The organism is Algoriphagus resistens, from assembly GCF_001442615.1.
Taxonomy (GTDB): Bacteria; Bacteroidota; Bacteroidia; order Cytophagales; family Cyclobacteriaceae; genus Algoriphagus; species Algoriphagus resistens.
In genome coordinates this window covers 318,491-332,584 of the sequence record NZ_LMXN01000006.1, presented here as the reverse complement: position 1 = coordinate 332,584, position 14,094 = coordinate 318,491, and the positions used below count along the sequence as shown (strand labels likewise).

Annotated in this window: 15 protein-coding genes; 7 read left to right on the top strand and 8 right to left on the bottom strand. The window is 41.8% G+C overall.

All coding sequences use genetic code 11. From position 1 onward, the window contains the following. Positions 1 to 99 precede the first annotated feature (99 nt). Positions 100 to 1,446, bottom strand: a complete 1,347-nt coding sequence (locus AS141_RS13550; protein WP_057938188.1) for a M28 family metallopeptidase — start codon at positions 1,444 to 1,446, stop codon at positions 100 to 102. 68 nt (positions 1,447 to 1,514) lie between these two features. Between AS141_RS13550 and AS141_RS13545 the strand changes: the two genes are divergently transcribed. The 4 genes from AS141_RS13545 (at position 1,515) to AS141_RS13530 (ending at position 5,113) form a co-directional block, all read left to right on the top strand. After that, a complete protein-coding gene (locus tag AS141_RS13545; RefSeq protein ID WP_057938187.1) occupies positions 1,515 to 2,030 on the top strand; it encodes a DinB family protein in 516 nt (171 codons plus the stop codon). A gap of 2 nt (positions 2,031 to 2,032) precedes the next feature. Continuing rightward, positions 2,033 to 2,827: a PhzF family phenazine biosynthesis protein gene (locus AS141_RS13540; protein ID WP_057938186.1), complete on the top strand. Its 795-nt coding sequence runs from the start codon at positions 2,033 to 2,035 to the stop codon at positions 2,825 to 2,827. Continuing rightward, the gene (locus tag AS141_RS13535; protein WP_082632294.1) at positions 2,827 to 3,528 is read left to right on the top strand and encodes a potassium channel family protein; all 702 of its coding nucleotides are present in this window, start codon (positions 2,827 to 2,829) and stop codon (positions 3,526 to 3,528) included. Before AS141_RS13540 ends, AS141_RS13535 begins: the two co-directional genes overlap by 1 nt. Before the next feature lie 88 nt (positions 3,529 to 3,616). After that, positions 3,617 to 5,113, top strand: a complete 1,497-nt coding sequence (locus AS141_RS13530) for a S10 family peptidase (RefSeq protein WP_057938185.1) — start codon at positions 3,617 to 3,619, stop codon at positions 5,111 to 5,113. Between the two features lie 356 nt (positions 5,114 to 5,469). On the opposite strand, the gene AS141_RS13525 is transcribed toward AS141_RS13530, so the two are convergent. The 3 genes from AS141_RS13525 to AS141_RS13515 all read right to left on the bottom strand — a co-directional run bounded on the left by AS141_RS13525 (position 5,470) and on the right by AS141_RS13515 (position 7,953). Beyond that, positions 5,470 to 5,838, bottom strand: coding sequence for a type II toxin-antitoxin system death-on-curing family toxin (locus tag AS141_RS13525; RefSeq protein WP_232424912.1), 369 nt, complete (start codon positions 5,836 to 5,838; stop codon positions 5,470 to 5,472). A gap of 312 nt (positions 5,839 to 6,150) precedes the next feature. Then, a complete protein-coding gene (locus AS141_RS26595) occupies positions 6,151 to 6,357 on the bottom strand; it encodes a hypothetical protein (protein ID WP_157243474.1) in 207 nt (68 codons plus the stop codon). Positions 6,358 to 7,074: 717 nt separating this feature from the next. Next, positions 7,075 to 7,953, bottom strand: a complete 879-nt coding sequence (locus AS141_RS13515) for a glutamate--tRNA ligase family protein (RefSeq protein ID WP_057938182.1) — start codon at positions 7,951 to 7,953, stop codon at positions 7,075 to 7,077. A 141-nt stretch (positions 7,954 to 8,094) separates the two neighbouring features. Here AS141_RS13515 and AS141_RS13510 point away from each other — a divergent pair, with 141 nt between their 5' ends. After that, entirely contained in the window at positions 8,095 to 8,826 is a 732-nt protein-coding gene (locus AS141_RS13510; RefSeq protein ID WP_057938181.1) for a carboxypeptidase-like regulatory domain-containing protein, read from the top strand. On the opposite strand, the gene AS141_RS13505 is transcribed toward AS141_RS13510, so the two are convergent. Beyond that, entirely contained in the window at positions 8,823 to 9,239 is a 417-nt protein-coding gene (locus AS141_RS13505) for a DUF4442 domain-containing protein (RefSeq protein WP_232424909.1), read from the bottom strand. The genes AS141_RS13510 and AS141_RS13505 overlap by 4 nt on opposite strands. A gap of 263 nt (positions 9,240 to 9,502) precedes the next feature. Here AS141_RS13505 and AS141_RS13500 point away from each other — a divergent pair, with 263 nt between their 5' ends. Further along, complete coding sequence (locus tag AS141_RS13500; RefSeq protein ID WP_057938227.1) at positions 9,503 to 10,294, top strand: M48 family metallopeptidase; 792 nt, start codon at positions 9,503 to 9,505, stop codon at positions 10,292 to 10,294. 82 nt (positions 10,295 to 10,376) lie between these two features. On the opposite strand, the gene AS141_RS13495 is transcribed toward AS141_RS13500, so the two are convergent. Both AS141_RS13495 and AS141_RS13490 read right to left on the bottom strand, forming a co-directional pair. Beyond that, a complete protein-coding gene (locus AS141_RS13495) occupies positions 10,377 to 10,781 on the bottom strand; it encodes a hypothetical protein (RefSeq protein WP_057938179.1) in 405 nt (134 codons plus the stop codon). Positions 10,782 to 10,842: 61 nt separating this feature from the next. Beyond that, complete coding sequence (locus tag AS141_RS13490) at positions 10,843 to 11,340, bottom strand: DUF937 domain-containing protein (protein ID WP_057938178.1); 498 nt, start codon at positions 11,338 to 11,340, stop codon at positions 10,843 to 10,845. A 901-nt stretch (positions 11,341 to 12,241) separates the two neighbouring features. On the opposite strand from AS141_RS13490, the gene AS141_RS13480 reads away from it, so the two are divergent. Beyond that, positions 12,242 to 12,679, top strand: a complete 438-nt coding sequence (locus AS141_RS13480) for a hypothetical protein (protein WP_157243473.1) — start codon at positions 12,242 to 12,244, stop codon at positions 12,677 to 12,679. A gap of 452 nt (positions 12,680 to 13,131) precedes the next feature. Here AS141_RS13480 and AS141_RS13470 read toward each other — a convergent pair whose 3' ends face one another. Then, complete coding sequence (locus AS141_RS13470; protein ID WP_157243472.1) at positions 13,132 to 13,818, bottom strand: CAP domain-containing protein; 687 nt, start codon at positions 13,816 to 13,818, stop codon at positions 13,132 to 13,134. Between the last annotated feature and the right edge of the window lie 276 nt (positions 13,819 to 14,094).

The following is a 14,094-nucleotide window of genomic DNA, read 5'->3' as shown; positions in this document are numbered from 1 at the left end:
AAGTATAGTATTTGAAATAAGTAACTAAATATAATCATTGGAGTTCCAACACGCACTGCTTTTCGGAGAATTTGGAATTGATTTAATTAAGAACTGTGGCTATCTGGAAAGTGGGGCAGGGAAGACAGGAAGGCTTTCAGCCCCTGATTCAGAGACAGATTGGACGGCAAAGAAGTAATTGTCTTTGGAATAAGGCAACGTAAGTGTGGTTTCGGTAGTCCAAAACTTACGTTCCCACATTGCTGAGGAAGTTTCTCTCATTAAGACATAATAGCCTTTTACTTTTCCCGTCTTCGGAGCGCTCCATAGTAAAATGGATTTATTGCTTAAGCCACGTACATCTATTCTGACCTCCTGGGGTTGATCTGCAGAATTGGCCAGAGAGGCAAGCGAAGCCAGATTCACAGCGGAAACCTTTCTCAGGTATTCAAAGTCCATGAACTCGGGAAGATCACCATATTGAATACCGTCTTCCACCCGTACATTTTCGTGCTGATGGATAAAGTTTTCATTCATTTCAGAGATTCTGACCGCCCTCATACCGTTTCTTGCAAAAGGAGTCTGATCTCCGCCCCTCAGAAATCTATCTGAGCGATAAATCAATTTCACTTCAAACTGATCCACATATCGCTCGCCGAGTTCCTTTATATATCGGGCCAATTGCCTGGATTTACTGTCATTGTCAGCATTGGTGTAGCGACGGATATTGGCTTCTTGCTCCGTCTCAACAGCTGGGATTGTCTCAGAAAAGACACGCATCTTAAGATTATCTTTGATCAGGGTTTCTGAAGAGCTGCTGTTTCCCACAATATCGTTGTTCAAAACCGCTGCAATATTCCAGCCTTCTGTTTTTGCTTTATCAGCCAAATAGGTAGCACCTTTCAGCCCTTGCTCTTCACCGGTAAAGGCTACAAACAGAATAGTCGCCGAAAACTCATGAGAGGCCATGATGCGGGCTAATTCGATGACTGCGGCTGTTCCGCTCCCGTCGTCGTTGGCGCCTGGTGCGCTTCCTTCCGCATCCATTACATCCTTATTGCGGGAATCCATATGGGCCGAAATGATAAAAATCCGGTCGTCAGCGGGATCAGTACCTTTGAGCGTGGCCATCACATTTGCTCCCGGTGAGTCTGCTGTTATCCTTCTATTATCAGCGGGAATAGTGAACTTATCTATTTCAGCAGTCATTCTTCCCCCAGCTTGCTTGGCAAAATGGTTGAACTTGGAGAGCACGTAGCGCTGCGCAGCAGGCATTCCATTTTCTTCATTTGTATTAAGCGTATGTCTGGAATTGAAGGAGGCCAATGTTCTTACATGATGTTCGAGCGAATCAGACGATATTTCAGCTATCATCCCGGCAATTTCCGGGTCTCTGATAACTGTTGTTTGCGAAGCGGCAAGGTGACTGCATAGCGCTAGAAAGAGAAAGAGTAAATTTTTATTCATGATGTTGAGGTGGTTTGTTCTTATGACTTAAATTTATTCCATTAATACTTTAACCAAAGTAATTTTACATGAAAACCCTTGACCAACCCAGAGAAGGTGATTATTCGGCCTTTTTCTCTACCTACCTTACGCTTGTTTCAGGAAATAACTATGAAGAGCAGATTCAAAATCAAGTGGAATCTTTAGTGAATCTATTTCAGCAAAAAGATGCTGAATGGGCAGAAAGACCCTATGCCAAAGGAAAGTGGACCCCAAAGGAAGTACTTGGGCATGTAACAGATACTGAAAGAATCATGACATTCAGAGCGCTATGTTTTGCCCGCGGAGAACAGGCTACCCTGCCGGGCTTTGATCAGGATCCTTATGTGCTCAATGCGAGATTTGGCAATGTGCCGATAGAACGCCTGCTGGAAGATTTTCAGGCTCAACGTAAAGCTTTGCTCACAATGATGCGAATCATGCCTGAAGAGTCAATGGATTTTGTAGGCCACGCAAATGGAAATCCGATCACTCCTAGAGCCTTATTCTGGATTATTCCGGGGCATTTCACCCATCACATGAATATACTTAAAGAACGCTATTGACCATGAAACTAGCTATAGCAACCATAGATGCATTTACCAGTAAGGCATTTTCAGGAAACCCTGCAGCTGTTTGCTTATTGGATCAGGAGCTGTCAGATTTCCAGATGCAAACCATAGCGATGGAAATGAATCTTAGCGAAACCGCTTTTGTGAAGAAAACTTCTGAACCCGGATCATATAGCTTGCGCTGGTTTACGCCAACTGTTGAAATTGATCTTTGCGGACATGCCACACTGGCTTCAGCCTTTTGGATGGTAAAGTCGGCCTGGGTAAAACCAGGAGATATCATCCGATTTCAAACAAGAAGCGGTGAACTTCTGGTGAAAAGTGATGCGGATTGGATTGAAATGGATTTTCCGTTGATTCCTACTGTTTCCGGGAGACATCCATTTTTCAAAGACGAATTCTTTGGTGCGAAAATTCATCATTCAGCCAGGTTAAAAGGGAATTGGATTTTTGAGTTGCAGGATGCGCATGCGATTGAATCATGTGAACCGGACTTTTCTGTTGTTAAAAAGTATAGCGAAGTAGGAATTATTATTACTGCCGAAGGAAAGGCTTCATTCGATATTTATAGTCGTTTCTTTGGGCCGAATACAGGAATAGATGAGGATCCTGTTACTGGGTTCGCACATTGTGCTTTGATGGATTACTGGTTTCAGCGATCCGGAAAGGAGAAGCTCAAAGCTTTTCAGGCAAGTAAACGGGGAGGAGAACTGCACTTAGAGAAAAGAGAAGACCGTGTAATAATCAGGGGGAAAGCTGTCAACGTGTTGGTCGGTGAAATTGAATTTTGATGAATCAATTTGTAGATAAAAAGGGGAGACAGGTAAAACACGCATTCAATTCCTTTACAGCCTATTGGTTGACTGATGCAAGTTTTGGGGTGCTACTACTGATCTTACTGTTTACGGTATTTGTACTGCCAATTTTGATTGAATATGGCCATGTACATGCAGTTTTTGTTAATACTGTCTTCTTATTTTTATTCTTTACCGGAATTTGGTCTTCGAGATTTAAAGTTTTGGTAGTGCTGACCACGGTGCTTTTTATGACCCAGTTGGGGCTAAGATTTCTACGTTTTTCTTCCTACGATTTTGAGTTTTATCTGGCAGAGCGTATTGTAGGTGTTTTTAATATGCTGGTGTTTATATTTCTGAATATCAGGTTGTTGTTTAGGGATCACGAAGTGAACATTTATCGGGTGATCGGAGCAATTAATGTTTACCTGCTTGTAGCGATTCTAGGTGCCTTTCTCTTTGAAATCATCTATTTGACCACAGGGTCAGGAATAGGGGGAGAGGTGGTATTGGAAGGAATCGATAAGGATTTTGCCCTGTATATCTATTTTAGTTTAGTATCGCTTACTACGGTTGGCTTTGGGGATCTGTATCCCATTCAGGTCATGGCTAAGATGCTGTCTGTTTTTCTTTCCACGATAGGAATTCTTTATCCTGCAGTCGTGATCGCCAGGCTTGTTTCAGCAAGCAAAGTCTAAGGGATTTGTCCCCACCGGTGTAATTTTTTTTAGGTTTCTAGTTACTATTAGTAGTTTCCATAACCGTTTAATTATATCCCTATACTTTATGAGAAAGTTAACTTTTACTTTATTACTGTTCTTAACCATAGGTTCACTTGCCGCCCAGACAGAAAAGCCAGGCACAGAAAGACAAATCGAAGTAGAATCTGCTGTAGTAACTACACATGAATCTACGATAAAAGGCAAGAAAGTGCCCTACAAAGCAACTGCCGGCACCCAGCCGGTGTGGAATGAAAAGGGAAAGCCTATAGCTTCCTTGTTTTACACCTACTATGAGAGGACTGACATCTCAGACAAGACTACACGTCCTTTGGTTATTTCATTCAATGGTGGTCCTGGCTCAGCTTCTATCTGGATGCATATCGCTTATACCGGTCCAGTTGTTCTCAATATAGACGAAGAAGGCTATCCGCTTCAACCTTACGGCGTAAAGTCAAATCCCCACTCCATCCTTGATGTGGCGGACATTGTTTACATAGATCCAGTGAACACGGGCTATTCCAGAATTGTAGATGAAGAGGTTGACCGCTCTACCTTCTTCGGAATAAACTCCGACATCAGGTATCTGGCGGATTGGGTGAATACGTTTGTGACCCGCCAAAACCGATGGGCCTCACCCAAGTATTTGATCGGAGAAAGTTATGGAACTACCAGGGTTGCAGGCTTGGTGGCCCAGCTTCAAAGTGCCCATTGGATGTATTTTAACGGTGTCATCATGGTTTCCCCGACTGAATTGGGAATCGAGCGTGGCACACCTATACATACTTCCAATTACCTACCATATTATGCAGCAACTGCTTGGTATCACAACGCGTTGGACGCGTCTTTGCAAAGCCGGGATCTGGAGGGGTTGTTGCCCGAAGTAGAAGCTTTTACCATTAATGAATTGATACCTGCCGTAGTAAAGGGCGGGATTCTGCCTGCTTCCGAGCGAGATGCCATTGCTACAAAATATGCCTTGTATTCGGGGCTAAGCAAAGAAGTGGTGCTTGAGCATAATCTATTAGTCCCTACTAATTTCTTTTGGAAGGAACTGCTTAGAGACCAAGGGATGACGATCGGGAGATTGGATAGTAGATATAAAGGTTTTGACAATGCAGGTACCGGTTCGCGTCCCGATTTTGACCCGGCTTTATCTTCTTGGAACCATGCATTTGCCCCATCCTTCCAGGTTTATGTGAGGGAAAAGCTCAACTTTAAAACTGACCTGACCTATAATTTATTCGGGCCGGTACATCCTTGGGATCGTTCCAATGAACGTACAGGTTATGATTTGGGTGATGCAATGCGCCAAAATCCTTATTTGCACCTGATGGTCCAGTCGGGTTATTACGATGGGGGAACAGACTTCTTTAATGCAAAATATAACCTTTGGCAAATCGATGCTGCAGGTAGGATGGCAGATAGGATTTCCTGGAAAGGCTATAGAAGCGGTCATATGATGTACCTGAGAGCAGAGGATCTGGAGACCTCTAATGAGGATATCCGCGAATTTATCAGGAACTCCATGGTCGCCCCTGATATGCCGGCAAAGTATAATTGATACGATTATCCGCACTGATGCCCCGAGCAAGTAGCAGCTAGGGGTAGCAGTTGCCTTGTAAGATTCGTCATATCGCTGATCGGGATAATAATACCCGATCAGTAAGTGTTAACTATTTGATATTCAATATCTATATAGGTTTCGGCTGTACACAAGTTGTACACAAAAGAATTTCACAAGGCCTATTATGTCAATTCTTGACAATATCTATTGATATTATTTATAATCTCCCTGATTTCTCCCGTGTTCTCCCCATTAATATACGATTCTTCACGAGAATTATTGATTCACTTTATCTGTATTGATGTCACGATCACGGCTAGGGTTTAAGAACCTTTGGAATGTAAAAAGTCCAATCAAATTCGATTTCTATTTAACCCACTAATCACCAATTTCTTTACCATATCCATTTCTTCTGGCTTGCTAGATGCAATAAATAGTGTCAAGCTGGCCAATGCATCATTGCTGATGACCGAAATTCCTTCACTGCTATTCAATAGATCATTCGACTTAAAAAAGAGGAGAAAGCAAGCAGCAGTAATTCGTTTATTGCTATCGACAAAACCATGATTTTTGGCAATGAGATAGAATAGGGTAGTTGCTTTTTCTTCCAGGATAGGATAGAAGTCTAATTCACCGAATCCTTTGCTGATTCGTGCTATTGAACTTTCAAAGCGTCTATCTTTTTCTTTTCCAAATACACCAGATTCAAAATCTGATCTCATGGATTTTATTACCTCCTGATATTCTGATAATTCAGGGTAGGTTGCTTTTCTTTTACTTAAGCTATTTTTGTCCAGGTTCTCATGATCATAATCATCTAGCAGTGAAAGCAAACGATTTCAAGAGGATTCTTATCTAATAGGAAACAATAGGATTTACCTAAGAGCTAACATGAATAGTTTTGAGAATCATTCGCGAAGAAATCATTTAAATCTCCATGACCGCAATCAAATGGATTGCATGATTCTAATAAGTCTTTTGATAATACGGCAAATGTGCAATTGTCTTCAAGAAACCCCCAAAAAAAAGCAGGGTTACTTCATTTTCGCCTTCTTGAGAATAGTGCGGGTAGATGCAACTTGCCTACTGAAATTTACAGTAGCTCTCTTTGATGCAGCGGCTTCCGCATTTTGAACAAATGCTTTGGCTGCATCATTCTTTAAAGTCGGTATACTTTTAATTGCAATTGCCATTGTCTTATATTCTTTTGCTAAGAAAGGCAAAAAAGTAATTTGAAACAAGAACTTGCCACTCCTCACGTGTCTGCTAAACGTGAGATCACGAGCATTTGTTCAGATGATTACAAAAACCAAAGTTAGTCTTTTCCGAAATCAGGGATTTCATTTCCATCAAAATAAGGGAACATTTCGGTAACCATTTCCGGATATTTGATTGTGACTGGAAGGTTTTTATGCCTTACATATTTCCGATACATCCGGCTGAACTGATAGACCTGATCCATCAATTCCTTTATGATTCGTGGGTCTTTACCCTGTTCTTCATCTGTACATGTATCGTCGTTCCCGAAGTCGATCCAAAGATTGCTTCTATGATTTACTTTGAATGAAGGCGTTTTTTTCTTCCCAGAAAGGAGTGTAGTTTATGGAATAGCTTCTGAGATTTTTCGCTGGTTGGGTGCTAATTGCTGAGAGATATTTGAGAATGCTAATTTGATTGGCCTACTGGATATCGGACGGAGTCATGAATTCATCTTCCTTATTTCGTATTGGCCAGTTCGTTTTCCGTGATCTCCTCAGCAGTCATATTGTATTCAAAACCGCTTTTGTAAAGGATTTATGCCTGAGCTCAAACCCGGTTGATGTCAATCTCCTGTTTGTACTTCCAGTTGATTCCAATCAGGGTAAAGCAAAGCCAACGTACACTTCCCGTATCGTCTGCCTGGAATTCCGCCTTATTGGTTGAACCAATGATGGATGCTCTTCAGGGACAATTTCGTTTTAAAGCGAAAGATGCGCCCTGAAAGATTGGAAATCGGAAATTGGATCCTTTAGAAACAGCCTCTCACCCAAGAGCTGATAGACATCGGACGGTTTTTTCCCTTCTTTTCTTAAAAATTGAACAGAAGTGGCTCCCTCGGATTTTGATAGCTTTTTGTTTTGTGGGCCTTTCAAAAGTGTATGATGGTAGAATGTAGCCTCTTGGAACTGGGCGAGGTCAAGTCGCTTGGCTACTATTTGCTGATCCAAGGTTGATCCCAGGAGATCATTTCCCCTCACTATCAGATCTACTCCGTAATGCACATCGTCTATTACTGATGTTAACTGATATGCGGGAAGCCTGTCTTTTTTTCTGACTATGAAAAAGGCTGAGTCTTCAGGAAGTGTATAGGATTTCACTCCTTCTAAATAGGTTTTAACTTTGATAAAATCAGCGTCGAATGTATCCATGCGCCAGCAGGTTTCGCTTCTTTCAAGTGGAATATTTCTAACCTGACAATGCCCCAGATAATAGCCGGAAGAATCCATCTGCTGGATTTTCTTACGGCTGCAATCACAGGCAAAGACCAATCTCCTTTCTCTGATTTGCTCTAATGCTTCCAGGTAAGCATCCATTCTATGGATCTGAGACCATTCTTGTTCGAATTCCTGAACGTTTTTTGGCCCAAGATCATACCCGATTTCCATGAAGTCCAGCGTATCGAAAATATCCTGCACATACGCTGTTCTGTACCGATCGCGATCTAAGTCGTCTATCCTTAATAGAATTTTTGCTCCGGTCTTTTCGGCAAGGATTTTCGTAACCAAAAAAGAGTAAAGATTTCCCAGATGCAAAAATCCACTGGGGGTGGGGGCAAATCGTGTAAGCTTGAAATCCATTGTGCAAAAATAAACGGTTTCGTGTGATCTGGGGCTATTGGAAATTACCTCCGGGTATATAAATCAGTACTGTTCCTAATTAAGCTTCTTTAACTTATTGAGTATTAATAGCTGTGGAAAGCCTTCCTATTTTTGGACTTTATGAAATTGAGGATACTAGCCTTTGTATATTTTACGTTTCTACCAGCGCTTTTGGCTCAGGTATCCTATTCTGGCAATGTGCTTGATGCCACGGATAAAACCTATTTGGAGGGCGTTAATGTAAAAGTTGTTGGCTCTGAAAGCTCAGACATCACCAATATCCGTGGGTACTTTTCTGTCAAGGGAAAAATTGGCGATACCCTGCAGGTTTCTTTTCCGGGATTTATCGAGCAAAGAATCCCACTCGGAGAGGAGACTTTTCTCATGGTCCAGGTTCAGGATAGGGCTAGGCTATTGCCCACCTTTGAGGTGAAGTCTGAGCCGTATGCGTTTCGCTTCAAAGATGGTAAGCTGGTCTTGATAGACCCTGATGAAGAGAAATTACCTTCCAAAAAGGGCGGGATCAGCGCCGGATACCTTGATTCTCCAAATGGAGGAGTGGCTATTGCCGGCGTATTGTCTTCTCTGACTAAAAGAGCCAGACAAGAACGGGAATACCAGAAAAAGCAAGAATGGATGCGAAGGAGAGAAGGGTATTATGCTGTGATTGAATCAGATTCTGTCCGTCAGAACCTGATGGTAAAATATCAACTGGATCGCTCAGATTGGGATAGAATGATCATTCGCTTCAATGAAGGAAATGCTTATCATGAATTCTTGGATTGGAGTCAGGATCGGGTTTTTGCTACCCTGAATGAGTTTATTGATAGAGAAAGCCGTTGGTCCAATTAGGCTTTTCTCTTGAAAGACCAAGTCACATAGAACCGTGCTACTTCTTCACCCTGCGGGTTTTTTCCGCTGGAAACCATGGTCAGCTTGCCAGTGCCCTCGGGGTTTAATGATTCAAGCATCCCAGCTAATTCCAGTCCCTGTCCACAGGTGAATGTTATCGTCTGGTTTGCTTTTTTGAAATACTCAGCCCTAAAGTCAACTACCAACATGGAAAATTTTCCCAGGCCGCTAATTACCAGCTGACATAAGGCTCCGGTGCTTAGTTCGGCCGCCCCAGCCAATGCGGCGAAATAGATTGACTTAAATGGATTCTGGGTTCTCCAGGAATAGGGAATGGTTACCACACATTTTTCTGTGTCCAGAGTTTTGAGTTTAAAGCTCCAAAAAACAGCCGAAGGGAGTTTAAGTAACATGGCTAACCAAAAATAAAACGGATTGCACATCTTTTTTTGATAAGCTAAAGCTGCTGATTTTAAGGGGATTTGAGTTTCTTTGGGAGCCATAGTTCGACTGATTGAAAGCTTAAAGTAGTAAAATTTGCTTTCTGGTATTTAATTTGGGAGAAAGAACAAAAAACAGCCAACTTGAAATCGAGTATGACTCAAGTCTCACACACCGGAAAGATTATAATGCATACGAGATTCCATATGGCCTTAGAAAATTAAATAAAAATCATATGAAAAAGATAGTACTATTGTTTTGTGCAGGGCTCATAGTTTATTCCTGTGCCAAAGTTCCGTTGACCGGGAGAAGCCAGCTTGCATTGGTATCCAATGATGAAATACAACCTTTGGTAAATGAACAGTATGCTGAAGTCCTTAAAGAAGATAAGGTAGTAACAAATACTGCAGATGGGCAAAAAGTCCTCAAAGTGGGGAAACGTATGGCTGAGGCAGTTGAAAATTATTTGATTTCTAAAGGGTATAAGGAACTGGCGGATTCATTTGCATGGGAGTTTAACTTGCTGCAAAGTGATCAGGTAAACGCTTGGTGTATGCCGGGCGGTAAAGTTGCGTTTTATACAGGTATCATGCCGTTGACACAGACAGAAACTGGTATAGCCGTGGTAATGGGGCATGAGATTGCACATGCAGTGGCATCGCATTCTGCTGAGCGGATGTCAAATGGTATGGCTGCAAATATGGGGGTAAGCGCGCTCTCTGCTGCAATAGGCCAAAACCCAACGTTGACTCAAAACCTTTTTTTACAGTCTGTAGGTATAGGAAGCGAATTGGGAATGCTTAGTTTTTCAAGAAAGCATGAACTGGAAGCAGATGAAATGGGGTTGACTTTCATGGCTATCGCAGGATATGACCCTCGGGAAGCACCGATCTTTTGGCAACGGATGCTGGAGAAAGAAAATGGGGCAGCACCACCGGAGTTTCTTTCTACTCACCCTGCCTCCCAGACCAGAATCGACAAATTGAATAAACTTATGCCTGAGGCACTGGCTTTTTATAAGGAATAGATAGCCAATCTTTCAATAAAATATCAAAGCCGCAGAAATCTTAATCTCTGCGGCTTTTTTAATTGGGTTGCTCCTTTTTCGTTTAGAATGCCAAAGCCGCGAGCCCTAGCTTACTTTTGAGTGGCTTAATGGATTTCAAAATTTTACCTGAATACTTTTTAAATAGCTCATTACCCAATAAAGAGGTCAGAAACTGTGTTCTGTTATTTTTCAATCCTAAAAAAGCGGTTTTTTTATCATCATCGGATTTATCACTTTTGCTGATGTCCATTAGCTGATCTACGAAGCTGGAGTTGTTCATCATCAACTTATCTTTTTGATCAGCAGTTAAATCAAGTCCATCCGTATTATTAAGGATTCCTGATAACTGGGTAGAAAGATCCATTTCAGGAATATTCATTTTGTTGGGCTTGACTACCTGGGCATCGGCAGCGGATGCCAGGGCAAACAACAGGGCGAAGCCCAGAATAAATTTCAATTTGTTCATAATGGAAGAATTAGTAGGTATAGTCAATCAATTTTGTGTTATGCATGGGATTTTCCCTGGATCATTTGAATAATCCTTTGCCCATGTTCATCAGACCGCCTAAATCCATTCCTCCATTTCCTCCGCCATTACCCATGAGTGAGCCGAGTAGGTCTGCGGTACCCACTTTTCCCTGACCACCCTGAAGTGAAGAAACAATGGAGGACATGATATCATTGTTATCCTGGGGAGCGTCATTTACCCGCTTGTTGAAGAAATTCATAATCATGGGAAGCGCAGCTGCTGCTATCCCCATAGCTTGCTCCTTGCTGATCCCCAGTTTGTCCATCAGATTATCGGATACATCACCCTGAAGGCTGTTGATCTCCGGAGCGCCTGGGGAGGTTTCTTTTCCGGAAAACATTTCCTGTAGGGCAGAGGTATCTCCGGCAGCAACACGTTTTTGTAAACTTGTCTCCAGAGAATCCTTAATTGCCAGAGCCCCAGATTTATCCTGATTCATTCCTTCGAGCATTTCTTGAAGCGGTCCTTCCGCTAGCTTTAATAATTGATCTAACATGATTTCAAAAATTTGGTTGATTCAATTTCCTCAAATTGGAATGAGATTCCAACGATATTTTGAAATAATCATAAAAAGAAAATCTTGTCATCAGCAACGAAGCTAATAGCTACATTCTATTATTTCTATTGATAATTTGGCCGCTTGGTGCTATTGGTTTGTACCAATCTATTTTTCCTTTGCTCGATTGGAAACTTTTCCAATCACTGGCACCAAGCTTACCAGAAAAATAAGCTTGATTTATCTCAGCTCCGATCGATTGAACCCTTGCATTTATGCTGCACGCTGATTTTTGGACATACCCAAATGCAGGAATGGGTAAAAGATCATAAGTAGTGGGACCTTGGGATTAGAAGTTTTCATATGAATAGCTTTTAGTAATTGATTAATCAGGAAGAATCATGATATATACTGCAGTGATAGTCCAATCCTACAAGTGGTACTGTTCTTGGCCAGTTTACTTTAGCTATTACCAGGAGTAGGGATGGCATAGAAGTGAATCGCTTCAATTTGCCGTGCAATGCAGCCTAGGGAGATGAATTCAAGTTATGATGGGTAATTACAAGGGCCGAAAACCTGTACAGAAATGTTCACCTGCCGTACGGGAACGTACATTATTGAAGAGAGGGGGATTTAATTGAAAAACCATGAAGACCCCCAAACATCCAGAATTTAAACAAGAATAGACCTATGGTAAAAATTGTAGCTTATTTGACCGGAATACTCGTCGTAGGATATCTTTCATATCAGTATCCGCTCTTCTCATTTGTGTTGTTGGCAATGTTGGGATTGATTTTATGCTACCTGTTTATTGCGGGAATAATCAGGTGGATTAGAAATAGCATTCAAGGGAAATGGTTTCATATTCCTTTCGCTTTACTGAGTAATCCTGATTGGACTGGTGACCGGACTTTTAGCTCCTTTGGAAGAACCGCGAATAACCACCGGGAATGTTTCACAGGATTTGGAGTATGCCCATAGGATGGACCAAGCAGACCGCATGAACCTGAAGTTTTTTATTGGTGCTTTCCACACCCAAATGAGGGAGCGGGACAGTATTCGGCTGAACCAGGTATTGGGTTATAGCAAATCGGGTCAAATAGAAAAAAGCAGAGATAAGTTTTATGCAGCTTTTGTTTTACATCACAATCCAAAAAAGGATAGTTCACTTTACAGAAAAGCACACACATTGGCTCAAGCAGCTGCGTCTGATCCTGGATTGACTGATGATTTTCAGGTTCAGTGGCTATCTAAGGCCACTTATGACCGCTGGATGCTTTCTATCGGAAAGGAACAGGAATATGATACCCAGGGAGGCGTGAGTTTTGAACTTAACTAGTTTTCATTAAGTATAAAGTAACATTGCGCTCCTTTTAAAGTGTTTTTTCTCCTGAGTAAAGTGAGGTTATTTGCTACGGGCTAGGACAAATGACTCGGGCTCCCGGTCTACTTTCCTAGGAGGAGCCAAAACAAGATGAATAGTAAAGGGGAGGCTTGTTTATTCCTCCCTTGCTGTTTAAAGTGTGTTTTTTTGGAAGCTGGCTCCGGAACTCTCCTTGTATATTCCAAACCTGTATATGTGGCTGATCTATGCCTCTTACTTTTTTATGGTTTTGGCCTGGGGGCTGATAATCATAAAAAACGTAATAAGTGAAACGAGAGACCTAATTCAGGTGGAAGGATTACGTAGAGACATTTATAGGGATTGGATTTGCAAAAAATAGCTTAGGTAAGCCAAAAGAAACTATTCGCATTCAATGAATTTCTATTTTTGGAACAGACAGTACGGATTTACTGATGCTGCAAGGCATCTTTTCCGCCGAAATTCTGCACACCTATGAGGTAAGGTATATTATGAAATTCTCTGTTGCCGAAGACACTTGCTCCACATCCCAACTTTACAAAATGGGGATTCAGAATACTCTTGCGATGGGAAGGTGAGTTCATCCACAATTTCACCACCTCCTGTGCATAGCTGAGATAGGTATGCGGTAAGATTACTTCCCGACTGGAGCTGGCATAGGTGTACATGCCGCCAGTTCTGGGAATGTTGATCTGCCTGCCTTCTTGATATTGCAGACCGATACTTGAACTGATGTTTTCTCCGATTGACATCAGGTTAAGTCCTTCTTTGGCAAAGCGATCTCCAATGGTCTGTTTGCTTTTCACTCTGCTTACATGCGAATAAAAATGATAATCGACCATGTCCTGGGCATGCTCGGAGGCAATTTTTTCGATCAGGCCAGAATGCTCGAAAGGAGGGAGCCCATGTTTGATACGCTCTTCATTGGTTACAAAGAACATTGCAGCCTGCAGCAGCCCCCGGTCCATTTTTTTGTAATTGATCGTTTGGTTGACTGCGGCTAATTGGAAGAACTCCTGAGGAGTAAATCGCTGGTAATCTGAGATGATCCATGTCTGCCCAAACAACGTATTGGGGAATAAAAACAGGAGAACAGGGAGGATTCGTAAAGTCAATTTGCTGATAGCTTTATTTTAGGTTGAAATTGCTATGTTCAAATGACGAAAAACCGTCCAAAATATTTTATGACCTTGAATTTGATTTTAGTGAAACCGAACGGAAATTGTACGGTTTCATTACAGTTGGATTTGAAGATGAATTTTTAGCATACTTAGAATCAATCACTTAAATTGGATCCGCGTGTGATGGTACTATTTTTTCAGGGTAAAAGAAATTTACCAGCCCACATGACTTGTCTATTCACTATTGAACTTATGTCTTTAGGTCTTTGA

Bases quoted from the DNA above. Each gene is read 5' to 3' on its own strand.
- AS141_RS13490 (WP_057938178.1), bottom strand. From the start codon at position 11,340: ATGTTAGATCAATTATTAAAGCTAGCGGAAGGACCGCTTCAAGAAATG.
- AS141_RS13515 (WP_057938182.1), bottom strand. From the start codon at position 7,953: ATGGATTTCAAGCTTACACGATTTGCCCCCACCCCCAGTGGATTTTTG.
- AS141_RS13525 (WP_232424912.1), bottom strand. From the start codon at position 5,838: ATGAGATCAGATTTTGAATCTGGTGTATTTGGAAAAGAAAAAGATAGA.
- AS141_RS13530 (WP_057938185.1), top strand. From the start codon at position 3,617: ATGAGAAAGTTAACTTTTACTTTATTACTGTTCTTAACCATAGGTTCA.
- AS141_RS13545 (WP_057938187.1), top strand. From the start codon at position 1,515: ATGAAAACCCTTGACCAACCCAGAGAAGGTGATTATTCGGCCTTTTTC.
- AS141_RS13505 (WP_232424909.1), bottom strand. From the start codon at position 9,239: ATGTTACTTAAACTCCCTTCGGCTGTTTTTTGGAGCTTTAAACTCAAA.
- AS141_RS13495 (WP_057938179.1), bottom strand. From the start codon at position 10,781: ATGAACAAATTGAAATTTATTCTGGGCTTCGCCCTGTTGTTTGCCCTG.
- AS141_RS13540 (WP_057938186.1), top strand. From the start codon at position 2,033: ATGAAACTAGCTATAGCAACCATAGATGCATTTACCAGTAAGGCATTT.
- AS141_RS13535 (WP_082632294.1), top strand. From the start codon at position 2,827: ATGAATCAATTTGTAGATAAAAAGGGGAGACAGGTAAAACACGCATTC.
- AS141_RS13550 (WP_057938188.1), bottom strand. From the start codon at position 1,446: ATGAATAAAAATTTACTCTTTCTCTTTCTAGCGCTATGCAGTCACCTT.
- AS141_RS13510 (WP_057938181.1), top strand. From the start codon at position 8,095: ATGAAATTGAGGATACTAGCCTTTGTATATTTTACGTTTCTACCAGCG.
- AS141_RS13500 (WP_057938227.1), top strand. From the start codon at position 9,503: ATGAAAAAGATAGTACTATTGTTTTGTGCAGGGCTCATAGTTTATTCC.